A 23,940-nucleotide genomic window follows, 5' to 3' on the forward strand; every position below is an offset into this window, starting at 1 on the left:
ATATAATTCAGAGTCGTTTTTGGATTTTGACTGGTCTAATAAAAACTTATTTGTTGAAATAGGGCCTTGTGGTTGGTTTTCTAAGTTTGTTTTTTCAGAAAGACCATATAATTCACAAGCAGATACGAGCGAGGCTATTAAACGGCATGAATGTGTTCATTTTAATATCCCGGTTAAGTTCTCAGCCTTAATGACGAGTGATTATGAACAGGCTTTAATTGAAAGTTTAAAAAAAATTTTATCAAAGAAGATGATTACGTTGTATTAAATATGAGTAAGACGTGGAGGGGTGAATTTTTTATTTAAATCTTGGTAAAAAATTGTTTTTTACAAAAAAGTCAATTGGCGAAATTAGTTTGGAAAATGAAATTGAATTTATGTTTGGACTTAATCTCCAAAATAGAAATATGTATTTTACCGAGTTTCAAACAATCACATTAAATAAACAATGACATAAAAATGGTTGTCAACCATCAGCGTTGACAATTCGTATGAGTTGCCGTGGTTGGTTACGGCTATTAATTTAAATGACTCGTTATAAGCTAGCCATACCACTAAGGCGTATGTCTCGTATGATTCACTGCTGACACCGACCAGCTTGAGTTGTGCATGGCACGAGGCGCGCAATATTCTAAGCGTGTGTCGTTGTGATGGAACACGTATACGTGAAAGACGAAAAAGGGGGCAATTACCCCCTTCATTCATTAACCCCGTCAGGGCTGATTAACCGCCGACTTAACCGGCCTTGGCCACCATTGCTTTAAGCTTCAGGAAGTACTGCTCGTAGAGGCGGGAGGCGTCCCCCACATCGGACTGGAACTCGCCTTTGCGCTTGATCTCGTCACTCGGGAAGACCATGGGGTTATTGCGAAACGCCGGGGTGAGCAGGGGAATGGCATCCTTGACCGGGGTGGGGTAGCCAATCGCCTCGGCCACCTTGGCGGCCACATCGGGGCGCATCAGGAAGTTGATCAGGGCGTGGGCCTCTTTCACATGCTTGGCCTTGGCCGGGATGGCGAGGTTGTCCATCCAGAGTACGGCACCTTCTTCGGGGTAGGTCATCTGGATGGAGGGGTATTCGCGCTGGGCGCCGTAGGCCGAGCCGTTCCACAGCATACCGATATTGACCTCACCAGCGATAAAGGGGTCGGCCGGGTTGTCGGAGTTGAACGCCTTGACGTTGGGCATCAGCTTTTTCAGGTATTCGAACGCTTCGGCAATTTGCGCCTTGTCCTGGGTGTTGGGGCTGTAGCCCAGCTGCACCAGCGCGATATGGAACACCTCGCGGGCATCGTCCATCAACAGCAGGCTCTCTTTCCACTCCGGTGCCCAGAGCTGCTTCCAGCTGGTAACCGGCTGCTCGATGATGTCGGTGTTGGTGCCGATCCCGGTTGCGCCCCAGATATAGGGAATGGAGTAGCGGTTGTCCGGGTCGTACTCGTGGTTGAGCAGGGTAGGGTCGAGGTGCTTGAAGTTGGGCAGTTGGGCGCGATCCAGCGGCTGCAGCATCCCCTCTTTGGCCATTTTCGAGATGAAGTAGGTGCTGGGCACCACTACGTCATAGCCGTCGCCATGGGTTTTCAGCTTGGCGTAGAGGGTCTCGTTGGATTCGTAGGTGGAGTAGATCACCTTGATACCGGTCTCTTGCTGGAACTGCTCCAGCAGGCCGTCCGGCACATATTCCGACCAGTTGTAGAAGTAGACCACCTTGTCGTCGGCCGCGTGAGCGTTCTGGCTCAGCAGCGGGGTGGTGAGGGTGAGGGCGGCTGCCAGCAGGGCGCCGGCCTTGTGTTGGATTGTCATCAACAACTCCTTGGGGTTATGGGGCCTCGCGGCCCACCGTGACAGAGTTCGCCAAAGGTGGCGGGGACGAAACGGGTAGGGTCAACCCTGCCGTTTGCGCAGTAACAGTTGCGCCAGCAGCACCATCCCGAGGGAGGCGACCAGCATCAGGGTGGCCAGGGCGTTGACCTCGGGGGAGACGCCCACCTTGACCATGGAGTAGATCTTGAGCGGCAGGATCTCGTAGGCCGGGCCGGTAACAAAGGAGCTCACCACCACATCGTCCAGCGACAGGGTAAAGGAGAGCAGCCAGCCCGCCATCACCGCCGGCAGCGCCAGCGGCAGTATGATGCGGCGCAGAATGATCCACTCGCCAGCCCCCAGATCCCGCGCTGCCTCCAGCATCCGCACATCAAAACCACACAGCCGCGAGTAGACGGTGATCACCACGAACGGCAGGCAGAAGGTGATGTGGGCGATCAGCAGCGACCAGAAGCCGAGCGCAATGCCGGTGACCACAAACAGGGTCAGCAGGGAGATGGCCATCACGATATCGGGGGACATCATCACTACGAACAGCATGCCGCTCACGTACTGTTTGCCGCGAAAGCGATAGCGAAACAGCGCCACGGCGGTGAGGGTGCCGATCAGGGTGGCTGCGGTGGCGGTGAGGGCGGCGATGGTCAGGGAGTGTTGGGCCGCCTGCATCAGGCTGGCGCTGGCAAACAGCTTCTCATACCAGCCCAGGGTAAAGCCGCGCCAGTCGATGCCATATTTCGACAGGTTGAAGGAGTTGGCGATCAGTACCCCGATGGGCACATAAAGATAGCCAAACACCAGCAGCAGGAACAGAGCTTTCAGTGTGCGAATCATGCCAGCTCCCCCTTCTTGCTGAGTAACTTGCCTGCCCGCCAGTAGCAGTAGACCAAGAGCGCCATCAGTACCGTCAACATCACGCTGATGGCCGCGCCAAAGGGCCAGTCACGGCTGTTGAGGAACTGGGTCTTGATCAGGTTGCCGATGAGCAGGTGCTTGGCGCCACCCAGCAAGTCGGAGACGTAGAACATCCCCATGGCGGGCAGGAAGACCAGCAGACAACCGGCGATGATGCCGGGCAGGGTGAGGGGCAAAATGATCCGCACCAGCCGCTGCCAGCCGTTGGCACCGAGATCACGCGCCGCCTCCAGCAAACGGCCATCGAGCTTTTCGATGCCGGAGTAGAGCGGCAGCACCATAAAGGGGAGCAGCACATAGACCAGCCCGATGATGACGGCCACCTCGGTATACATCATCTGCAGCGGCCGCTCGATAAGCCCCAGATCCAGCAGCCAGCCGTTGATCAGCCCCCGGGTGCCGAGCAGCACTTTCAGCGCATAGGTGCGGATCAGTGAGTTGGTCCAGAACGGCACCACCACCAGAAACAGCAGCAGCGGGCGGATGCGCGTTGGCAGATGGGCCAGCAGCCAGGCAAAGGGATAACCCACCAGCAGGCAGATGGTGGTAGCGAGCAGCGCCAGCCAGAGGGAGTGGAGCAGCACCTCGAAATAGAGGGGATCCAGCAGGCGGCCATAGTTGCTCAGGGTAAAGAGCGGCGCGATAAGCTCGGACTCGTCACGGGTCAGGAAGCTCACGCCGATGATCATCAGGTTGGGCAGGAAGACAAACAGTGTCAGCCAGCCTAGGATCAGCGCGATGGCCCCGTTGCGAAAGCCGTTGTGGGCAAAGCTGTGCGGTACCCGCAGATTAGTGAGGCTCATAGGGCAACACCACCTCCCAGCTGTCGACCCAGTGGATCGCCACCTCCTGACCCAGACGGTAGTCAAAGTCGGGGTCATCTTCGTCGAAGAACTCGGAGATAAGCAGCTGTTTGCCACTGTCGAGTTCGATCACCGAATCCAGCGTCGCCCCCTTGTAGTTGCGCTCGCGGATGTTGCCGCGCAGTGCACCGCGTTGATCGTCATCCTGATCGAGAATGCGCAGATCTTCTGGGCGCAGCAGCACCAGCACCTTGTCGTCTGGCTGGAACGGCAAGGCGGTATGAAGCAGGCATTCGCGCCCTTCTACCTCGGCCTGCCAGATACCGGGCTCGCGCTGGCTGATCAGCTTGCCATCCATCACGTTGATCTCGCCGATAAAGCGGGCCACGAACAGATTGGCTGGCGATTCGTAGATATCGCGCGGGGTGCCGCGCTGGATGATCTTGCCGCCCTCCATCACCAGGATGCGATCAGACATTGTGAGCGCCTCTTCCTGATCATGGGTGACAAAGACAAAGGTTATGCCAAGGCGGCGCTGCAGCGCCTTGAGCTCGCTCTGCATCTGTTTGCGCAGCTTGTAATCGAGCGCCGAGAGGGATTCATCGAGCAGCAGCAGGCGGGGCTTGTTGACAACGGCGCGGGCGATGGCGACCCGTTGCTGCTGACCGCCGGAGAGCTGATCCGGGCGGCGGTTGGCCAGTTCGGTGAGCTGCACCATGGCGAGGGTCTCCTCGACCCGCTGGCGGATCTCGCTGGCCGGTACCTTCTGCATCTCGAGGCCAAAGGCGACGTTTTCAAACACCGTCATATGGGGGAAGAGCGCATAGCTCTGGAACACGGTGTTGATGTGCCTGTGTTCGGCGGGGATATGGGTGATCTCGTCACCGGCCAGATGGATGGTGCCACCGTCGACCGATTCGAGCCCGGCCAGCAGGCGCAGCAAGGTGGTCTTGCCGCAGCCGGAGGGGCCCAGCAGGGTGAGAAATTCACCGTCATAGATCTCAAGGTCAAGGTCGCTCAATATCGCCTTGCCGTCATAAAGTTTGCTGATCTTGTTCAGCGCGACAATTACCTGTGGATTGTTCATCATCCGCCAGTCTCACCCCAGCCAGTGGCCATCATGTTGAAAGAGGGCCGCATTCTATGCAGCCAATCCATGAAATTAAAGGCTTTTTGGCCGCAAGTGGTCAGGAAAAACGACTACGAATAGCAGGCCAAGTCGCTATAATGTGCCACCTGATTTGGTCGTTTTCGATATTGGATAGTCAATTGAGTAACAGAATGCGTATTGGCGGCTCCCTTGAGCAATCTTTGAACAAGGGTTATCGCCTGGACCTGAAAGGGGTCATTCAAGAGGGGTGGCAACAGACCCGCCGTACCGGATTTGGCCTGCTGCTGGCGATTGTCGGGGTAACGGCGATCTGGATCCTGCTCAGCAATGTGCTGCTGTTGCCCTATCTGGGAGACGATAACCAGATGAATGTGGCCATGGTTCTGAGCCTGCTGATGACGGTGGTGATGGCCCCCATGACCAGCTCCCTCGATATGCTGGGGTTGCAGCAGTCGGTCGGTGTGCGCGCCCGGGCAAACCAGGTGTTTGACTTCTTCCGCCACTTTGTGCGCTTAGGCATGTTGAGCCTGCTTGGCAGCCTGCTCACCAGCCTGTTTGGCCCGCTGTTCGATCTGCTGGGATTGCCCGCCGTGCTCTCTTTCATTCCCTCGGCCCTGATCGGTATGGGGCTGCTCTTTACCGTACCGCTGGTGCTGGAGCGCGGCCTGACGCCGCCCCAGGCCATTGTGGTCTCTCTCAAGCTCTTTGCGCGCGGCTGGCCCAGCATAGTGCTGTTCCACGGCGTGATGACCGCGCTTTTCTTCCTGGCTCTGATCCCCATGGGGTTGGGGCTTATCTGGGTGGCACCGCTCTATTTCAACTGCAAGGGGATCCTCTATCGCGATCTCTGTGGGGTGGGGGTAGAGGTTAACGAGGTGACAGAAGGCCCCAACCATTTCAATGCATGATGCAAAAGGATGTTGAATGACCCGTCGATATGGAGTGACCAAGGCCTTGCGCCAGGGTCTGCTGGCCAGTCTGTTGCTGCCGACACTGGCGATGGCCGGGCAACCTGTGCTGGAGCTGCAATATGGCGCCTTCTACAGCCAGATGAAGACCTTCGCCAAGGGGGAGTTTGGCCATGCCAGACTGGGGTTTTATCTGACCGATCCGCAAAATGGCAAGCGCTGTGCGCTCGACTCTGCCCGGGTCTCGACGCAGGACAAGGATGTGAAGGGGGAGGTGACGATCGACAGCGAACTGCGCCTGCCGTTTGATGACGATCTCAATCTCGACAAGGCGGTGGTTGCGGTCGCCCTGAAAGAGCCGCACGCGACTTGCGATATGACGGTACAGGTGATGGCCGATGCACCGGCTGTTCCCGACATGCCACTGGCAGAGCTTGCCAAGCGTCAGCAGCAGATGCAGCAGCTGCTGGACAAGATGGCTGGCATGGTCGGCAAGTACTTCTTGCCTAAGATGGAGGGGATCCGGATCGCACTGGTCGAGCCGCAAGGGACTGCCTACCTTGTCGATGGGGCCCGGCAGGAGCCTGTTGCGTGGCAGGATGGCCAGTTGCTCTTGAGCAATGCGCAGCTGAGTGCATTTGCGGTTGGTACCTTGCGTCTGCAGGGCGAGGTGTTGCGGTTGACCCCCTGGCTGCACAAGGGGTGATGCCAACGGCGCTGTCACGTTGGTAACAGGCAGATCAAGAAAGCAAAAAAGGAGCGATAATCGCTCCTTTTTTATTGTGTGGCGTTTGCCCTGTGAGAGCGGCTTAGCGCACTTCAATCACATCCAGCATGTCCATCTCGTCGATGTCCAGCAGCGGAGCCTTTGGCATCTCGGGCGGATCAAACGCCTTGTCGCCACCATCGATGATGCCGGAATCGCGGTTGATGCTCTTGAAGTCAAACAGCTTGTGGTCGAGCAGGTGGCTCGGGATCACATCCTGAATGGCGGTGAACATGGTCTCGATACGACCGGGGAAGCGGCGATCCCAATCCTGCATCATCTGCTTGATGGCCTGACGCTGCAGGTTCTCCTGCGAGCCGCACAGGTTGCACGGAATGATGGGGAAGGCTTTGACATCGGCGTAGCGGATCAGGTCCTTCTCTTTGCAGTAGGCCAGCGGGCGGATAACCACGTTCTTGCCATCGTCGCTCACCAGCTTGGGTGGCATGGACTTGAGCTTGCCACCGTAGAACATGTTGAGGAACAGGGTCTCGAGGATGTCGTCGCGGTGGTGGCCAAGGGCAATCTTGGTGCAACCCAGCTCCTGGGCGGTGCGGTAGAGAATACCGCGGCGCAGCCGTGAGCAGAGGGAGCAGGTGGTTTTGCCTTCCGGTACCTTCTCCTTGACGATGGAGTAGGTATCCTCTTCGACAATCTTGTACTCGATGCCGAGGGAGTCCAGATACTCGGGCAGCACGTGCTCGGGGAAGCCGGGCTGCTTCTGATCCAGGTTGACGGCAACCAGATCGAAATGGATGGGGGCACTGGCTTTGAGGCTCATCAGTATGTCGAGCATACCGAAGCTGTCCTTGCCGCCGGAGAGGCAGACCATGACCTTGTCGCCCTCTTCAATCATGTTGAAGTCGGCAATGGCCTGACCTACGTTGCGCCGCAGGCGCTTTTGCAGTTTGTTGAAACTGTATTTTTCTTTGGCGTTCAGCTCTTCTAGCATGCTCGTAAAACCCGGGACACAAATAAGCGCGTTATTATAGCCATGTCCCGGGGCAGGGCAAGGTGCCAGGCACCTTATGATTGATTGCGACGGTTGTCGACCGGGCAGCTGTAGTCGGCCGGTTTGAGGATCAGCAGGTCGCAGGAGAGGCGGTCGATCACATGCTCGGCGGTATTGCCGAGCAAGGCGGCCGAGAGACCGGTGCGGCCGACGCAGCCCATGATCATCAGATTGGCATCAAGCTCTTCGGCCATGTCCGGCAGCACCTCTTCCGGTAGCCCTTCTGCTACCCGGGTCCAGAGATGGCCGATACCAAACTTGTCGGCATGGCTCAGCAGCAGGGTCTCGTGGTGTTTGCGAATAGCCTCGTTGTAGGCGTTGGGATCAAACTCCGGCAGCTCGATGGCCACATTGACCGGAGTTCCCGGATAGGTGTTGACCAGATAGAGACTGGAGCCGAGTAGCTCGGCGATATCGCCACCTTCCTGGGTGATCCGCTCGTTGAGCAGTTTCTGATCCGGATCGTCGCTGGAGCAGTTGATGGCTGCGATGATATTGCCGCCCCGTTTCCAATGGCCCTCTTTTACCAGCAGCACCGGGCAGGGGCATTTGCGCAGCAGATGCCAGTCGGTTGGCGTAAAAATGAAGGTTTGCAGGAAGCTGTGATGGTGGGTGGCCTTGACCACCAGATCGTGGCGTTGCTCCAGCACCTCCTGAATGACGGATTCGAAGGGGCGGTTGTGCCAGATCACTTTGACCTCGCAAGCGATCCCTTGCGAGCGGTAGGGGGTGAGGATCTCGTCCAGCCACTCTCGCCGCTGGGAGATAACGCCGTTACGCATCTCTTCACGCTCCTCGACGGAGAGCATGGCGGTCATTTCATACGAGAAGTCATAGATGGTGAGCAGCAGGGTCAGGCGGGCATTGTCGTCCAGCTCGGCGATCTTGACGGCCCGTTCGAGGGCGATTTGACGCTCCTCTTCTGGATTGATAACTACCAGAATATTCTGATATTTGACCATCTTCTCCTCCTTGGAAAAGTCCAATGACAGCAGAATCTTAGTCATTACAGCTTAGCGCAGGAGGAGGGGGGCTGGAACGTACCGGATCACATTCCAGAGGAAAGGATCCGGCAGGGAAAGCGGAATATAAAGCGGGATTGTAAGGAGAACAATCAGCCGCAGGGCGGGCGAGTAGCACCGGCCATCATGCCAAGCGCGACCTGATCCAGCACGGTAATGTATTTGCCTTTGACGCTGATGAGGCCGGACTTCTGGAAGCGGCCGAGCAGACGACTGATGGTCTCGACGGTCAGACCCAGATAGTTGCCGATATCGCCACGGGTCATAGCCAGACGGAACTCTTTTGCAGAGAAACCGCGTTCGGAGAAGCGCACCGAGAGGTTGTGCAGGAAGGCGGCGAGGCGCTCTTCAGCATTCTTCTTGGAGAGCAGCAGGATCATCTCCTGATCGCCCATGATTTCACTGCTCATCAGACGCATGATCTGCTGGCGCAGTTTGGGCATCTTGCCGGAAAGATCATCCAGCACTTCAAAGGGGATCTCGCATACCATAGCCGTTTCCAGCGCCTGAGCGAAGGAGGGGTGAGCCTGCTTGTTGATGGCGTCAAACCCGACCAAATCACCAGCCAAGTGGAAGGCGGTGATCTGCTCATCGCCCTGTTCGGTGATGGTGTAGGACTTGATGGTCCCGGAACGAATGGCGTAGAGCGACTTGAACTCATCACCGGCCTTGAACAGCTCCTCACCCTTCTGGATCGGCTTTTTGCGCTCGATGATGCTATCGAGCTGATCAAGCTCGTTGTCGTTCAGGGTGAAGGGGATACAGAGCTGACTGATGCTGCAATCCTGGCAATGAATTGCACAGCCACCGCTCTGGATACGTCTGCCAGGTTTCTTTTCCGGGATCATAGGCTCATACGAATAATTGATTTATATCAAACAAGTTTACCACCAACTCATCCGTTTTGGATAGGGTTTCAAAAGGCGGCTATGCCAACCCACAGGGTATGAACCCCGAACAAAATGAGTAACAGAGCACCGCCAAGGCGCAAACTGCGCAGGGTTAACCAGTATCTGAGGCGATCGGCAAGCCCTCCCAGCGCGAACAAGGTCGGCAGGGTGCCGAGGCCAAAAAAGAGCATGATCAGCGCCCCGCCAGCGGCAGAGCCGGCAGCCGCGCTCCAGGTCAGCATGGAGTAGACTAGCCCGCAGGGAAGCCAGCCCCAGACCATGCCAAAGGGGAGTGCCTGCAGCGGAGAAGTGAAGGGGAGAAACTTACCGGCAAGGGGTTTGATATGGGGCCAGAGTTTGGCGCCGAGGCGCTCCAGCAGTAGGATCCCCTGCCACCAGCCGGCCAGATAGAGACCAAGGGCGATCATCAGCAATGCGGCTACCAGCCGCAGTCCTTCGATGGCATGTTTGCCTGCGCCCAGTTCACTGGTGGTGGCGAGCAGGCCGCCTACCAGTGCTCCTGCCAGCACATAGCTCAGGATCCGCCCCAGGTTGTAGTTGAGCAGGTAGCCAAGGCGTCCACTGAAGTGTTGTTTGTCGGCCGGGATGGCCATGGAGAGGGCGGCGGAGACGCCACCACACATGCCGATGCAGTGAGCCGAGCCTGCCAGTCCTACCAGCAGAGCACCCAGCAGATCAAGGTTGTGAGTCATGGGAGGAGGGCTTCACCGCTTTTTGTTGGGGTTCATCTTCATCAAACAGGATGTTGGAACCCTGGCGATCGAGATCTTCAAATTGTTCGGAGCGAATGGCCCAGAAAAAGACCACGCCGGCGATGACGACGAAGAGAATGGCGATGGGGATCAGGACAAAAATTATGTTCATGAGAGGTACCTTGGCATTCATCCGTGGCAAGCGTCCTCCATGGTAACCCCGTTCGGGAGGAGGGCCAGCCGCTATCGGTCAAAAATGTGGCCTGCATCGGAGGCAGGCCACTATTTCAGCTATTTTCTTGCAGTTTGTTTATCTGTTGAGCCGCATCGAGTTGGTCACCACGATGAGTGAACTGAGCGACATGCCCGCGGCTGCCAGATAGGGAGGCAGCCAGCCACAGGCTGCCAGCGGCAGTACCAGCAGGTTGTAACCGATGGACCAGGTAAAGTTCTCGATGATGATCTTGCGGGTGCGCAGCGCGAGTGTTCTGGCATCGAGCAGACGACTCAGGTCATCAGCCAGCAGAATGGCATCGGCGCTGTTTTTGGCCAGGTCAGTGCCGCCCGCCATGGCAAAGGAGGCGTGAGCTCCGGCCAGCACGGGGGCATCGTTGATCCCATCGCCCACCATGATGCTGATCTCACCCTCTGCTTCACGGGCTTTGAGATACGCCAGCTTGCCATCCGGCGTCACCCCCTTGACCAGCTCGTCAACGCCAAGGGTGCGGGCAATCTCGTCAGCCTGGGGAGAGCTGTCACCGGTCAGAATAGTCGTGTGCAGACCGGCAGCCTTGAACGCCTCGATCAACGCTTTGGCATCCGGGCGCAAGGTGTCATCCAGCTCAAAGCGGGCGAGCAGTTGCTGCTCGTCAGCAAGGTAGATGGCAAGACCATGCTCGGGATTGTCGTTACTCTCCATGCCAAGCCAGCGGGCGCTGCCGATACGATAGCGAACGCCGGCTACCAGCCCGGTGATGCCGTGACCGATGACTGGCGTGATTTCGCTGGCCTGTGGCAACAGCACCACTTCATCGGCGGGTAGCCTGAAAGCGCGGGCGATGGGGTGCTCGGACTGGGCTTCCAGTGCCCGGGCGATGCTCAAGCAACGATCTGCATCGAGCGTGCCGAGCGCTGTGGTTGCGGACAGGCGGATCTCACCGGTGGTGAGCGTGCCAGTCTTGTCCATCACGATCCGGTTGGCCTTGGTCAATATATCCAGCACATGGCCGCGGCGCAGCAGGATGCCGTTGCGGGTCAGATTGGCGGTCGCCGATGTCAACGCGGTCGGCGTTGCCAGCGAGAGTGCGCAGGGGCAGGTAGCCACCAGCACGGCCAGCGCGATCCAGAATGCCTGTTCCGGTTGGTGGAAGTGCCATAAGGTCCAGACCGCCGCGGCAATGATAAGCAGCACCAGAATAAAGTGGCGCGACAGCTGATCCGCCATCTGGGCGATGGCCGGTTTGTCATCGAGGGCATGATCCTGCAGGCGCATGATCTGGGAGATGCGCGACTCTTCGATGCGGTGGGTCACCCGGATCTGCAGCGGCGCATCGGTGTTGATGGTGCCGGCATAGACCAGATCGCCGCACTGCTTGAACAGCGGTAACTGCTCGCCGGTCAGCATCGCCTCGTTGAGGCTTGCCTCTCCCGCCACGATGACGCCATCTGCGGGCAGCGTCGCCCCTGCCAGTACCCGCACCCGATCGCCGACCTGCAGGGTCTTGGCTGCCACTTCACGCTCGCCATCCTGGTCGACCAGGGTCGCCATGATGGGTACCAGCCGTGCCAGGTTGGAGCTTGATTCGGAGGCTTTGCGCCGGGCCCGCAGCTCAAGAAAACGGCCGAGCAGCAGGAAGAAGACGAACATGGTGATGGAGTCGTAGTAGACCTCACCGGTATTGAACACAGTGGCCCACATGGAGGCGATAAAAGCGCCGATCAGTGCCAGCGATACCGAGACATCCATCGACAGGTGTCCCTGCTTCAGGCTGCGCCAGGCGTTGATGTAGAAGGGCTGGGCCGAGTAGATCATGATAGGGGTGGAGAGCAAGAGGCTTATCCACTTGAAGTAGACCATGAATTCATCTTCGACGCTGATAAAGAGGTCCATGTAGAGCGCGACGGCGCACATCATCACCTGCATCGACCCCAGCCCCGCCAATGCCAGCCGGAACATGTAGCTGCGCACCTCTTTGGCGTAGAGGGCTTCCTGCTGATGGGTCTGGAAGGGGTAGGCGCGATAGCCGATCTTGGCGAAGCCCTTGAGAATGTCGCTCAGGGAGAGCTGGGCCGGATCCCACTTGATACGGGCGCGATGGGTCGTGGTGTTGACGTTGATGTAGCGCAGACCGCTTAACGTCATCAGATGCCGCTCGATAAGCCAGGCGCAGGCGGCGCAGGTCAATCCCTCTACCGTCAGCTGAATTTCGCGCGTTGTCTCGCGACCAGTGCTGCTGTCGGTGACAAACTCCTGCTGCACTTCCGCCAGATCGTAGTGGGTGAGGGCTGCGAGCTCCTCGGGCACCAGTTCACCCTTGATGCCGGGGGCGGTGCGGTGGTCGTAATAGCTGGCAAGGCCGCACTCCATGATGGTCTCTGCCACGGCCTGACAGCCTGGGCAGCACATGGGCCTGACAATCCCCTTGATCTCGAGGGAATAGCCGCTATTGGCGGGAACCGGCTCGCCACAGTGAAAACAGCCGGTCATGACTTAGCGTCCTTTCGGATCGAGTTCGACAGGTGCCTGGGTGGGCAGTTGTACCGTCTCTTGCAGGCGCCACTCGTGGTTGAACGCATCCACCCGGATGTGCCATTTACCGGTGAGGGGCTTGTCGAAGTGGAGGCGATAGGTGCCGCTCGCATCGGCGGTGATCATGTGTTCGCTATCCAGTCCCGCCAGAGTGGGGTGGAAGAGCGACAGATAGAGGGCCTGACCCGGCGGGATGTCGCCGCTGACGGGTTTGAGGGTCAGCTCGTGGCTGTTGACCTCAAGGGCGAAACGGATATTGAGGGCTTCGGAGCGATCGAACTTGCTCAGATCCTGATTGATCTCTTTCCCTTGTTTGTAATAGTCCTCGGCCACCAGATTGACCCCATCCTTGCTGGCAATGATGGCGGTAGAGATGCTGCCGACAACGGCGGCAGTGGGGAGGGCGATGATAAACCAGGGCCAGAATTGGCGATACCAGGGTTTGAATACAGGTTGGGTCATGATGCTACTGCCGTGAAACGAATGATTAACGAGTAAGAGAGCTTTTCTGCAACACAAGATAACAAAAAGCCTCGAGGAGTCGAGGCTTTTTGCTGTGTAATCACGTGTTTATCACATGTTACGACTTATGTGAGCGACCTTTATTTAGCAGGCTGATGGGACAGGCTGTAAACGTAGGAAGCCAGCAGGTGTACCTTGTCTTCACCCAGGATGTCTTTCCAGGCCGGCATCACACCGTGGCGACCGTGGGTGATGGTCTGCACCACCACTTCGCGGGAACCGCCGTAGAGCCAGGTGTTGTTGGTCAGGTCCGGTGCACCAACGGCGATCCCGCCCTTGGCATCGGGGCCGTGGCACGCAGCACAGATGGTGAAGCGCGCTTCGCCCTTCTTGGCTTCGACCAGATCAACCTTGCGACCAGAGAGGCTCAGCACATAGGATGCCACCTCTTGCACACCGTCTTTACCGAGGATTTCACCCCAGGCAGCCATGATCCCCTGACGACCGCCCATGATGGTGGTCTTGATTTGATCAGGCTGACCACCCCATTGCCATTCGCTGTCGGTCAGGTTCGGGAAACCGCGACCGCCGCGGGCGTCAGAGCCGTGGCACTGGGAGCAGTTCTGCAGGAACAGACGCTGACCCACTTTCAGGGCTTCCGGATCCTTGGCGATTTCGGTGATGGCACGGTAGGTCTTGCCATCGGCCTCATAGGTCAGTTCACGGAACTTGGCACCATAGATCTCGTCAGCTTTGGCGACCTCACGGTCATACTCCACGGCGCGACCTTCAGCCTTGGCTGATTCGGTTGCCGTCTTGGATTCGGCCAGCGAACGTACGTCCTGGTTGGAACTTTGCCAGCCCAGCAGGCCTTTGAAGTTGCCAAGACCCGGGAAGGCGACCAGATAGACCAGACCGGTGACGATGAAGAAGAGGAACATGTAGGTCCACCACTTCGGCAACGGGTTGTTGATCTCCTCGATACCATCGAAGGAGTGGCCCATCGGCTTGCCTTCTTCGACGCCCATCTTGTCCTTGAGGCACCACATCAGCAGCAAGAAGCAGCCAAGGATGGTCCCCAAGGTGATGACGGTTACGAAAATACTAAACAGAGTGCTCATTCTTGTTTCGCTCCTGCGTTCTTTTTATCAGCACCGGTTTGCTCATCATCGGCAAACACCAGATTGGCGGCCTCATCAAAAGAGGTCTTGCGGCGTTTGCTGTAGGCCCAGACGATGATGCCAATCATGATGGCCATCAACAGCAGGGTATACAGACCGCGAAATGTGCCGTAATCCATCTCAGGCTCCTTATTTCAGGGCATGACCCAGTGATTGGAGGTAGGCGATGAGGGCTTCCAGCTCGGTCTTGCCTTTAACTGCTTCCCCTGCACCCTGAATATCCGCATCGGTATATGGCACACCGAAGTGATCGCGGAACAGCGCCAGTTTTTTGTCTGTCATCTCGCCGGTCAGCACATTGGTGTCGAGCCAGGGATAGGCAGGCATGTTGGACTCGGGAACCACATCACGCGGGTTGATGAGGTGAGCGTGGTGCCATGCATCGGAGTAGCGACCGCCTACGCGGGCCAGATCCGGACCGGTACGCTTGGAGCCCCACAGGAAGGGGTGCTCCCACACGCTCTCGCCGGCAACCGAGTAGTGACCGTAACGCTCGGTTTCGGCACGGAACGGACGGATCATCTGGCTGTGGCAGTTGGTGCAGCCTTCGCGAATGAAGATGTCGCGCCCTTCCATTTGCAGTGCTGTGTAGGGCTTGAGGCCCTCCACCGGCTCGGTGGTCTGCTTCTGGAAGAACAGCGGGGTGATTTCAACCAGGCCCCCCAGGCTGATGGCGAAGATGATGCCGACCACCAGCATGGGAACGCTTTTTTCAAATATTTCGTGACGGTTATTGTTGCTCATTCTTGGACCTCTTCAATCATGCTGGCTGGGCGACAGGTTCCAGGGAACCTTTGGGCGCAGTGATGGTGCGATAGGCGTTGTAGGCCAACAGCAGCATACCGGTGACGAAGAAGCAGCCACCCAGGAAGCGCACGAAGTAGAAGGGATAGGAGGCCTGCAGCGCTTCTACGAAGCTGTAGGTCAGAGTGCCGTCTTCGTTGACTGCACGCCACATCAGGCCCTGCATCACGCCGGAAATCCACATGGCAACGATGTAGAGCACGGTGCCCACGGTCGCCAGCCAGAAGTGGACGTTGATGAGCTTGATGCTGTACATGCGGCCCTGACCGAACAGGTTCGGGATCAGGTGGTAAACCGCACCGATGGAGACCATGGCTACCCAGCCCAGCGCGCCGGAGTGTACGTGACCGACGGTCCAGTCGGTGTAGTGGGAGAGGGCGTTGACGGTTTTGATCGCCATCATCGGGCCTTCGAAAGTCGACATGCCGTAGAAAGAGAGGGAGACGATCAGGAAGCGCAGGATGGGGTCATAACGCAGTTTGTGCCACGCACCGGAGAGGGTCATGATGCCGTTGATCATGCCGCCCCAAGAGGGCACGAACAGGATCAGGGACATCACCATGCCTAGCGACTGAGCCCAGTCAGGCAGTGCGGTGTAGTGCAGGTGGTGCGGACCGGCCCAGATATAGAGGGAGATCAGCGCCCAGAAGTGCACGATGGAGAGACGGTAGGAGTAAACCGGACGTCCAGCCTGCTTGGGCACGAAATAGTACATCATCCCCAGGAAGCCGGCGGTCAGCAGGAAGCCTACCGCGTTGTGGCCATACCACCACTGTACCATGGCGTCCATGGCGCCGGAGTACATGGAGTAGGACTTCATGCCGGAGAGCGGCACTTCCATGTTATTGACAATGTGCAGCACCGCGACGGTGATGATGAAGGCGCCGAAGAACCAGTTCGCCACATAGATGTGGGAGGTGGTGCGCTTCATCAGGGTGCCGAAGAAGACGATGGCATAGGCGACCCATACCACTGTGATGGCGATATCAATCGGCCACTCCAGCTCGGCATACTCTTTGGCGGAGGTGTAACCCAGCGGCAGAGAGATGGCGGCAGAGAGGATGATCGCTTGCCAGCCCCAGAAGACGAAGGTTGCCAGCGGGCCACCGAACAGTCTGGTTTGACAGGTACGCTGCACCACGTAAAACGAGGTGGCCATCAGCGCACTGACGCCGAAGGCGAAGATCACTGCGTTGGTATGGAGGGGCCGCAGACGACTGTAGGTCAGCCACGGAGTCTCGAAGTTGAGGGCAGGCCAGATCAACTGGGCTGCGATCAGTACGCCAACCGACATGCCGACAATTCCCCAGACAATCGTCATGACGGTAAACTGGCGAACAACGGTGTAGTTGTACTCAGGATGGTTAGTTGTATGGCTCATCGTTATATTCCGCTTCCGATGCTGCTGTTGTTTGGTTTTTTGTCCGGCAAACCGGACGGACTTCATCGAGCTATCTTCAACCACTTGTTAACACCTGTTAACGAAAGGAAAAGTAAAAGATGGCTAAATGAAAACTCCATGGGAATGATACTGAACTGACAGGTAAAATAACAGTATAAACAGTGATATATTTGGCTCCGCCCGGTCTCGTTTACACGCTTGTTTTACCTTGTGCGAGATCAAAAAAAAGACCATTTTTATTACATCTTTACAGGGTGTTTTTGATGAAAGAGAGACTGACTGCACAGAAAGTAACGCATCTTGTGCTAGTGCTGGCCGTTCTGATGGCGTTGGTGAGCTATCGCACCTGGTTTGCAGCCGATAACTCACAAAATTCCGAACCAAAAAAAGATCAAATTTGTGATCTTTCCCACAGCAGTTGTGACGTATTAATTGGTGAAAAGTCGATGGCAATTGCTATTTCACAATTACCTGTGCGCGCTGAACGCGATTTTATAATTCGATTGGAGGGCGGGGAGCCCGGGATTAAACCGCTCAAAGCCTGGCTCGAGGGGCGAGATATGTTTATGGGCACCATCCCTGTCAATTTTGAATCAAGTGGCAATGGCTGGCAGGCAAATGCGCTGGTAGGAAGCTGCACATCCCCCATGATGGTCTGGTTGCTCAATATTGAGTGGAGCAATGGCCAGCGCCAACAGCTGGCACTTTCAGTCGCTCGGGAATAGTAATGTCGTGGCAGGGAAGGGGGACTCTGGAAAAAATATTTGAAATTTTTGTCTCAGAGGTTACCTTCCCTTCAGTCTACAGGGAGTGAAGTGCATTTAATCATGAGTGACAAGAACGCCTTTTATCGTACCCTCAACCGGCAAGCGCAGGCGCTGCTGGAAGGGGAGCCAGATCTGATCGCCAAACTCGCCAACCTCTCCGCCTTGCTCAATCAGGAGTTGACCGGTATCAACTGGGTCGGTTTTTATCTGTTGCAAGGGGATACCCTGGTGCTCGGCCCCTTTCAGGGCAAGCCGGCCTGTGTCCGGATCCCGGTTGGCCGTGGTGTCTGTGGTACGGCCGTTGCCCAAGGCAAGACCCAGTTGGTGGATGATGTGCACCAGTTCGAGGGACATATTGCCTGTGACGGTGCCAGCAACGCTGAAATTGTGATTCCGCTGCGCCGGGGTCACGAGATCATCGGGGTGCTGGATATCGACAGTCCGATTTTTAACCGTTTCGACCAGGAAGACCGGATTGGTCTTGAAGAAACGGTGCAAATTTTGGAAAGCATGCTTTAAGTCATTGCTAGATGGTTCGCAAAAGGCCCCAAGCTCTCTATAATGGGGCCTTTGTTGTGCTCGGGAAGTGCCCGTGCGTTTATTGAAAGCCAAGGTTATACATGGAAAACACTGAGAAGCTGAAGAACAGTAAAGAGATCGTTGCCTACCTGGTCGAGAAATTCCCGGCCTGCTTCGTTGCTGAAGGAGAGGCCAAGCCGCTCAAGATTGGCATCTTCCAGGATTTGGCCGAGCGTCTTGCTGACGATGCCAGAGTCTCCAAGACCATGCTGCGTTCCGCACTGCGTCAATACACCTCCAGCTGGCGCTATCTGCATGGGCTCAAAGCCGGTCAGGCTCGCGTTGATCTGGATGGTAACCCGGGCGAACTGCTGACCGAAGAGCACATCGAGCACGCCAAGCAGGCTCTGAAAGAGAGCAAAGAGCGCGTCTTTGCCAGCCGTCGCACCAATACCAAAGAGAAGGATGAAAAGGCCAAGAAGCCGCGTCGTCCTGCTCCCCGCAAAACCGAAAAAGCTGATGTAGCTGCCAAGCCGAAAGCGCAGGAGAAAGCACCGGTCGCTGAAGCTCCGCTGGTAAAAGTGGATGCCGCTACGCTGAAAGTGGGTCAGGGTGTGCGCGTTGTTATGGGTAAATCCCCGGTTGCGGCCACCATCAAGGAAGTGACCAAAGATGATGTACAGGTCCAACTGCAGACCGGCATGATGCTGCGGGTCAAATCAGAGCACTTGGTTCTCTAAGGAGACAAATGTTGAAGCATGGCGTAATTCGTTTTTCCCTCGTTGCCTGTAGCCTGGCGTTTGTCGGGCTTGCACAGGCCATCGAGCCGGTGCTCAAGGAGAGTGATTTGCCTGTGTTGGCTCAAGAGAGCCAACATGCTACGGCCAGCAAGCGAATTACCAATCTGTTTACCCGCTCGCACTACAAACAGTTCAAGCTGGATGATGCCTTCTCCTCCGTGATCTTCGACAAGTATCTGGAGAACCTGGATTACAGCCGCAATCTGTTTTTGGCCTCTGATATCAGCCGTTTTGAAAAGTACCGTAACGGTTTTGACACCGACCTTGAAAGAGGCCGTCTGGCGCCCGCCTACGAGATGTTCAACCTGAGTCAGCAGCGACGTTATGAGCGGTACGAATACGCCCTCAAACTGCTCGATACTCCTTTTGATTTCACCCAGAACGACAACTATGTGTTTGATCGGGAAGGGGCGGCTTGGCCAAAAGATGAGGCCGAACTCAATGAGTTGTGGCGTCAGCGGGTCAAGTTCGATGCCCTGAGCCTCAAGCTCAGCGGCAAGGAGTGGCCCGAGATCAAGGAGCTGCTTGGCAAGCGTTACAACAACGCCATCAAGCGGATGTCCCAGACCGAGAGCGAGGATGTGTTCCAGCTCTTCATGAACTCCTTCGCTCGTGCCATCGAACCGCACACCAGTTATCTCTCTCCGCGCAGTGCCGATCGTTTCAATACCGAGATGAACCTCTCGCTCGAGGGGATTGGTGCCGTGTTGCAGGCAGAGGATGATTTCACCGTCATTCGCTCGCTGGTTCCCGGCGGCCCGGCTGCCAAGTCCAACCGCCTCAAGCCCGATGACAAGATCACTGGGGTAGGGCAGGACGATGGCAAGATTGTCGATGTGATCGGCTGGCGTCTTGATGACGTGGTCGAGCTCATCAAGGGGCCCAAGGGGAGCAAGGTCAAGCTGGAGATCCAGCGTGGCAAGGGGGCAACCGCCAAGACCGAGCTGATTGACCTGACTCGCGACAAGGTGCGCCTCGAAGATCGCGCTGCCAAGTCGAAGGTGATCACGGCTGAAGGCAAGAAGATCGGTGTCATCGAGATTCCGAGCTTCTACGTCAATCTGCATGATGATGTGATCAAGGAGCTCTCTACCCTCAACAAGCAGAAGATCGACGGCCTGATCATCGATTTGCGCGGTAACGGTGGTGGTGCCCTGACCGAGGCGTCTGCCCTGAGCGGCCTCTTCTTCGGCAGTGGCCCGGTGGTTCAGATCCGTGATCACATGGGGCGTATCACGGTCAATGGTGACGATGATGGCAACGTCTATTACGGCGGCCCCATGACTGTGCTGATCGATCGCTACAGCGCTTCGGCGTCCGAGATCTTCGCTGCAGCCATGCAGGATTACGGCCGGGCTCTGATCCTCGGTGAAAACTCGTTCGGCAAGGGGACGGTGCAGCAGCATCGCAGCCTCGCCAAGGTCTACGACTTCTACGAGCAGCCGCTGGGTCACGTGCAGTACACTATCGCCAAGTTCTACCGGATCAACGGTGGCAGTACCCAGAACAAGGGGGTTGCACCGGATATCAGCTTCCCGACACCGGTTGCACCGGAAGAGACGGGTGAGAGCCGCGAGTTCAATGCACTGCCTTGGGACAAGATCGCTTCGGCCAAGTATGACAAGCTCGGCAACTTTGCCAGCCTGCTGCCCAAGCTGAAGTCGGCCCACGATGCGCGCATCGCCAAGGATCCTGAGTTTGCCTACGTGATGCAGGACATTGCTGACTACAAGGAGGAGAAGGACAAGAAGTCAGTCTCCCTCAATGAAGCGGTACGTCTGGCAGAGCAGGCCAAGCAGGATGAGAAGGCGCTCAAGCGTACCAATGAGCGACTGGCTCGCCTTGGCAAGCCGCCGGTGAAGAGCCTGGATGAACTGCCTGCCGATTTTGAGGCCCCTGACGAATATCTGGTCGAAGCGGCCAATATTACGGCAGATCTGGCCAAAACCGGCAAACGCAGCTGATCTGACTGAGATAACGAGCAAGGGCGACTCCGGTCGCCCTTTCTTTTTGTTTGGTTTGTTTGGCGTCTATGACTGAATGCAAATTGTTTGACCCTGCCAGTTGGTTGTGACAGCCTCTTTCTCGCCTTTAACAAGCGTGGAAGCAGACAATAATGAACGATCACTCCCAGGCCATGACGGCCAAATATCGTCAGGACTATCAGGCACCGCTCTACTGGATCGACACCATCGACCTCGATTTCCAGCTGCAGGAGCCACAGACCCGGGTTACCGCCATTACCCGCATCCGCCGCAACGGTGAGCACAATGCGCCGCTGGTGCTGGATGGTGAGCAGCTGACGCTAGAGAGCATCGCCATCGATGGCATCCCCTGCGAACACTACGAGCAGGGCGAGAGCACCCTGACCATCTTCAATCTGCCCGCTGAATGCGTGCTGACCATCGTCACCCTGCTGGATCCGGCCGCCAACACCGCGCTGGAAGGACTCTACAAATCGGGTGATGCCTACTGTACCCAGTGTGAAGCGGAAGGGTTTCGCCGCATTACCTACTATCTGGATCGCCCCGATATTCTGGCGCGCTACAGCACCCGCATCACCGCCGACAAAGCCAAATATCCCTTCCTGCTCTCCAACGGCAACAAGGTAGATAGCGGCGATCTGGGCGACGGCCGCCATTTCGTGCAGTGGCAGGATCCATTCCCCAAGCCCAGCTACCTGTTTGCCCTGGTGGCCGGTGATTTCGATGTGGAACGCAACCACTATGTCACCAAGAGCGGTCGCAAGGTGGCTCTCGAGATCTTCGTCGACAAAGGCAATCTGGATCGCGCCGGTTTCGCCATGGAGAGCCTCATCAACTCCATGCGCTGGGACGAGCAGCGCTTTGGCCTCGAGTATGATCTCGACATCTACATGATCGTGGCGGTGGACTTCTTCAACATGGGCGCCATGGAGAACAAGGGGCTGAATATCTTCAACTCCCGTTTCGTACTGGCCAACCCGGCGACCGCTACCGACAACGACTACAACGATATCGAACGGGTGATCGGTCACGAATATTTCCATAACTGGACCGGCAATCGCGTTACCTGCCGTGACTGGTTCCAGCTCAGCCTGAAAGAGGGGTTGACGGTGTTCCGGGATCAGGAGTTCTCCTCCGATCTGGGTTCTCGTGGCGTCAACCGCATCGACAACGTGCGCACCATGCGCGGGCCGCAGTTTGCCGAAGACGCGGGCCCTATGGCGCACCCCATCCGTCCGGATGTGGTGATCGAGATGAACAACTTCTACACCCTGACCGTCTATGAGAAAGGGTCGGAAGTGATCCGCATGATGCACACCCTGCTGGGTGAGACCGCCTTCCAGGCGGGTATGCGCCTCTACTTCGAGCGTCACGATGGCTCGGCGGCCACCTGTGATGATTTCGTGCAGGCGATGGAGGATGCGTCCGGGGTCGATCTCGGCCGTTTCCGCCGCTGGTACAGCCAGTCCGGCACCCCGGAACTCACTGTGACCGACGAGTACGATGCCGCCAGCGGCGTTTACCGTCTGCACGTGAGCCAGCACACCCCGCCGACTCAGGATCAACCGCAAAAGCTGCCGCTGCACATTCCGCTCGATATCGAACTCTATGACGAGCAGGGTGCTGTTATTGCCCTGCAGTATCAGGGCAAGGCTATCGGCAACGTGCTCGACGTGCTGGAAGCAGAGCAGACTTTCGTGTTCGATCAGATGCCGGTCAAACCGGTACCCTCCCTGCTGCGGGACTTCTCCGCGCCGGTCAAACTGCATTTTGACTACAGCGATGAGGCGCTGGCCTTCCTGATGCGCCATGCCCGCAACGAATTTGCCCGCTGGGATGCGGCGCAGATGCTGATCAACAAGGCAGTTATCGAAGGGGTGGCTCGGGTGCAGCACGGACAGGGGGTTGAGCTCTCCCAAACCCTGCTGGCAGCCTTTATCGCCATTCTGGAAGATGCCGAACTCGATCCGGCGCTCAAGGCGGAGATCCTGACCCTGCCGGGTGAGGCGACCCTGGCTGAACTGTTTGAGGTGGCGGATATCGATGCCATCCATCAGGTGCGCAACGAGATCACCACCTCGCTGGCGCAAGCCTTTGGCGCCCAGCTGCAGGTGACCTACGAGAGCCTTCATCTGCCGGGTTATCAGGTGGTGCATGCCGATATGGCCAAACGCGCGCTCAAGAGCGTGGTGCTCGGCTATCTGGCGGCCCTCGATGCCGGCAGTGCCGACCTGCTGGTGCGCCAGCAATATGCCGCCGCCGACAACATGACCGACACTCTGGCGGCGTTGCAGGTGGCCAACAGCTATCTGTTGCCGTGCCGCTCCGAGCTGCTGGCCGATTTCGAAGGCAAGTGGGCCAAGGATGGTCTGGTGCTGGATAACTGGCTGCGTCTGGTGGGCAGCAAGCCGGCGGAAGATGTGCTGAGCGAGGTACAGCAGGCGATGGCTCACCCGACCTTCAGCATTCGCAACCCGAACCGTCTGCGTGCGCTGGTCGGCAGCTTTGCCATGAACAACCAGGTGCAGTTCCACGCCATCGATGGTCGCGGTTATCGCTTCCTGACCGATCTGCTGATCGAGCTCAACGAGGTCAACCCGCAGGTGGCTTCCCGCCTCATCACCCCGCTGATCCAGTTCAAGCGGCTCGATGAGGGGCGCAAGGCGCTGATCCGTGCCGAGCTGACCCGTCTGGCCAACCTAGAGGGGCTGGCGCGTGATCTGTTCGAAAAAGTGAGCAAGGCGCTGCAGCAGTAACATTGACGGGGCAGGGGAGTGTAATCCTTTGCCCCGTTTTTTGACTCTCTCTGCTTGCCAGCGGGGAAAAAGGGCAACTATCGGGAGTAAACGTGAAGCAATTTACCTTTCGGCTGTCGCTGAGCAGTGATGAGGTGATGTTGATGTATCAGGGCCACGCCAGACGGCTGGTGGTGCGGAGTGAACAGGGGCTGACCATCGAGCTTGGCATCGATAAAATCCGGCCTTTTGTCGCTATCAACGGGGTACATGGCTATTTTCGCCTCAAAACGCAGGACGATTATCGCTTTATCAGCCTCGAACGCATAAGTTAACAAAAAACGAACTGTTTACCGACTGATTATCTGATTATGCTCACTATCTATCCGGAAAAGTGGCACAAAGGCAGTGGGAATTTCTGTTTTTTTGCCTGTTGGCAAAATATCTCACAGTTTAAGCCGTGATCTGCACCTTGTTTTTAACAGTCCGTTAGCATCTTCTCTCGCCTTCCTTGATCCAAGCCATTACACTTCGCAACAACTCTGCACCAGCGGGTAACCAGGGTGGTTGCCTCT

At 57.0% G+C, this 23,940-nt stretch carries 24 protein-coding genes; 9 read left to right on the forward strand and 15 right to left on the reverse strand.

Translation table 11 applies throughout. The annotated features are described in order from the left end of the window. Positions 1 to 268, forward strand: a 268-nt coding sequence (locus LG31_RS21560; protein ID WP_238567481.1) for a hypothetical protein, incomplete at its 5' end; no start/stop codon positions are given. A gap of 467 nt (positions 269 to 735) precedes the next feature. Here the strand turns inward: LG31_RS21560 and LG31_RS0105630 are convergent. The 4 genes from LG31_RS0105630 to potA all read right to left on the reverse strand — a co-directional run bounded on the left by LG31_RS0105630 (position 736) and on the right by potA (position 4,629). Then, positions 736 to 1,803: an extracellular solute-binding protein gene (locus LG31_RS0105630; protein ID WP_033113519.1), complete on the reverse strand. Its 1,068-nt coding sequence runs from the start codon at positions 1,801 to 1,803 to the stop codon at positions 736 to 738. An 81-nt stretch (positions 1,804 to 1,884) separates the two neighbouring features. Further along, a complete protein-coding gene (gene potC, locus LG31_RS0105635) occupies positions 1,885 to 2,655 on the reverse strand; it encodes a spermidine/putrescine ABC transporter permease PotC (RefSeq protein WP_033113520.1) in 771 nt (256 codons plus the stop codon). After that, the gene (potB, locus tag LG31_RS0105640; RefSeq protein ID WP_050513410.1) at positions 2,652 to 3,539 is read right to left on the reverse strand and encodes a spermidine/putrescine ABC transporter permease PotB; all 888 of its coding nucleotides are present in this window, start codon (positions 3,537 to 3,539) and stop codon (positions 2,652 to 2,654) included. Before potB ends, potC begins: the two co-directional genes overlap by 4 nt. After that, positions 3,526 to 4,629, reverse strand: coding sequence for a spermidine/putrescine ABC transporter ATP-binding protein PotA (gene potA / locus LG31_RS0105645; RefSeq protein ID WP_084059545.1), 1,104 nt, complete (start codon positions 4,627 to 4,629; stop codon positions 3,526 to 3,528). The genes potB and potA overlap by 14 nt, the downstream gene beginning before the upstream one ends. A 191-nt stretch (positions 4,630 to 4,820) precedes the next feature. Here potA and LG31_RS0105650 point away from each other — a divergent pair, with 191 nt between their 5' ends. Both LG31_RS0105650 and LG31_RS0105655 read left to right on the forward strand, forming a co-directional pair. Beyond that, on the forward strand, positions 4,821 to 5,558 hold the full coding sequence (locus tag LG31_RS0105650) for a DUF2189 domain-containing protein (RefSeq protein WP_033113521.1): 738 nt from the start codon (positions 4,821 to 4,823) through the stop codon (positions 5,556 to 5,558). A gap of 16 nt (positions 5,559 to 5,574) precedes the next feature. Then, complete coding sequence (locus LG31_RS0105655) at positions 5,575 to 6,264, forward strand: DUF2987 domain-containing protein (protein ID WP_033113522.1); 690 nt, start codon at positions 5,575 to 5,577, stop codon at positions 6,262 to 6,264. Between the two features lie 103 nt (positions 6,265 to 6,367). Here the strand turns inward: LG31_RS0105655 and ttcA are convergent, their stop codons facing one another. The 11 genes from ttcA to ccoN form a co-directional block, all read right to left on the reverse strand. Next, positions 6,368 to 7,276 carry a tRNA 2-thiocytidine(32) synthetase TtcA gene (ttcA, locus tag LG31_RS0105660; RefSeq protein WP_005336634.1) on the reverse strand — a complete coding sequence of 303 codons (909 nt, stop codon included), beginning with the start codon at positions 7,274 to 7,276 and terminating at the stop codon, positions 6,368 to 6,370. A gap of 74 nt (positions 7,277 to 7,350) precedes the next feature. Next, positions 7,351 to 8,298, reverse strand: a complete 948-nt coding sequence (uspE, locus tag LG31_RS0105665) for a universal stress protein UspE (RefSeq protein ID WP_033113523.1) — start codon at positions 8,296 to 8,298, stop codon at positions 7,351 to 7,353. A gap of 152 nt (positions 8,299 to 8,450) precedes the next feature. Next, a complete protein-coding gene (locus tag LG31_RS0105670; protein ID WP_033113524.1) occupies positions 8,451 to 9,206 on the reverse strand; it encodes an FNR family transcription factor in 756 nt (251 codons plus the stop codon). Positions 9,207 to 9,274: 68 nt separating this feature from the next. Beyond that, complete coding sequence (locus LG31_RS0105675) at positions 9,275 to 9,961, reverse strand: sulfite exporter TauE/SafE family protein (protein WP_033113525.1); 687 nt, start codon at positions 9,959 to 9,961, stop codon at positions 9,275 to 9,277. Further along, positions 9,945 to 10,133, reverse strand: a complete 189-nt coding sequence (ccoS, locus tag LG31_RS0105680; RefSeq protein ID WP_033113556.1) for a cbb3-type cytochrome oxidase assembly protein CcoS — start codon at positions 10,131 to 10,133, stop codon at positions 9,945 to 9,947. Before ccoS ends, LG31_RS0105675 begins: the two co-directional genes overlap by 17 nt. 138 nt (positions 10,134 to 10,271) lie before the next feature. Next, positions 10,272 to 12,668 (reverse strand): heavy metal translocating P-type ATPase, encoded by a 2,397-nt coding sequence (locus LG31_RS0105685; RefSeq protein ID WP_033113526.1) that lies wholly within the window; start codon positions 12,666 to 12,668, stop codon positions 10,272 to 10,274. 3 nt (positions 12,669 to 12,671) lie between these two features. After that, positions 12,672 to 13,172: a FixH family protein gene (locus tag LG31_RS0105690; protein ID WP_033113527.1), complete on the reverse strand. Its 501-nt coding sequence runs from the start codon at positions 13,170 to 13,172 to the stop codon at positions 12,672 to 12,674. 140 nt (positions 13,173 to 13,312) lie between these two features. Continuing rightward, entirely contained in the window at positions 13,313 to 14,293 is a 981-nt protein-coding gene (gene ccoP / locus LG31_RS0105695; RefSeq protein WP_033113528.1) for a cytochrome-c oxidase, cbb3-type subunit III, read from the reverse strand. After that, positions 14,290 to 14,472 (reverse strand): CcoQ/FixQ family Cbb3-type cytochrome c oxidase assembly chaperone, encoded by a 183-nt coding sequence (locus LG31_RS0105700; protein ID WP_033113529.1) that lies wholly within the window; start codon positions 14,470 to 14,472, stop codon positions 14,290 to 14,292. The genes ccoP and LG31_RS0105700 overlap by 4 nt, the downstream gene beginning before the upstream one ends. Positions 14,473 to 14,482: 10 nt before the next feature. Then, positions 14,483 to 15,097, reverse strand: a complete 615-nt coding sequence (ccoO, locus tag LG31_RS0105705; protein ID WP_033113530.1) for a cytochrome-c oxidase, cbb3-type subunit II — start codon at positions 15,095 to 15,097, stop codon at positions 14,483 to 14,485. A gap of 16 nt (positions 15,098 to 15,113) precedes the next feature. After that, on the reverse strand, positions 15,114 to 16,538 hold the full coding sequence (gene ccoN / locus LG31_RS0105710) for a cytochrome-c oxidase, cbb3-type subunit I (RefSeq protein WP_033113531.1): 1,425 nt from the start codon (positions 16,536 to 16,538) through the stop codon (positions 15,114 to 15,116). A 284-nt stretch (positions 16,539 to 16,822) separates the two neighbouring features. Here ccoN and LG31_RS0105715 point away from each other — a divergent pair, with 284 nt between their 5' ends. The 6 genes from LG31_RS0105715 (at position 16,823) to LG31_RS0105740 (ending at position 23,700) form a co-directional block, all read left to right on the forward strand. Further along, positions 16,823 to 17,284 carry a hypothetical protein gene (locus LG31_RS0105715; RefSeq protein WP_033113532.1) on the forward strand — a complete coding sequence of 154 codons (462 nt, stop codon included), beginning with the start codon at positions 16,823 to 16,825 and terminating at the stop codon, positions 17,282 to 17,284. Between the two features lie 102 nt (positions 17,285 to 17,386). Then, positions 17,387 to 17,845, forward strand: coding sequence for a GAF domain-containing protein (locus LG31_RS0105720; RefSeq protein ID WP_033113533.1), 459 nt, complete (start codon positions 17,387 to 17,389; stop codon positions 17,843 to 17,845). A gap of 101 nt (positions 17,846 to 17,946) precedes the next feature. Further along, on the forward strand, positions 17,947 to 18,585 hold the full coding sequence (gene proQ / locus LG31_RS0105725) for an RNA chaperone ProQ (protein WP_033113534.1): 639 nt from the start codon (positions 17,947 to 17,949) through the stop codon (positions 18,583 to 18,585). 8 nt (positions 18,586 to 18,593) lie between these two features. Next, positions 18,594 to 20,609: a carboxy terminal-processing peptidase gene (prc, locus tag LG31_RS0105730; RefSeq protein WP_033113535.1), complete on the forward strand. Its 2,016-nt coding sequence runs from the start codon at positions 18,594 to 18,596 to the stop codon at positions 20,607 to 20,609. Positions 20,610 to 20,761: 152 nt separating this feature from the next. Continuing rightward, positions 20,762 to 23,386 carry an aminopeptidase N gene (gene pepN, locus LG31_RS0105735; protein WP_033113536.1) on the forward strand — a complete coding sequence of 875 codons (2,625 nt, stop codon included), beginning with the start codon at positions 20,762 to 20,764 and terminating at the stop codon, positions 23,384 to 23,386. Positions 23,387 to 23,478: 92 nt separating this feature from the next. Continuing rightward, entirely contained in the window at positions 23,479 to 23,700 is a 222-nt protein-coding gene (locus tag LG31_RS0105740) for a DUF2835 domain-containing protein (RefSeq protein ID WP_033113537.1), read from the forward strand. The last annotated feature ends 240 nt before the right edge of the window (positions 23,701 to 23,940 follow it).

Origin of the sequence: Aeromonas lacus (assembly GCF_000764665.1) — a bacterium.
In the GTDB taxonomy this organism is placed as follows: domain Bacteria; phylum Pseudomonadota; class Gammaproteobacteria; order Enterobacterales; family Aeromonadaceae; genus Aeromonas; species Aeromonas lacus.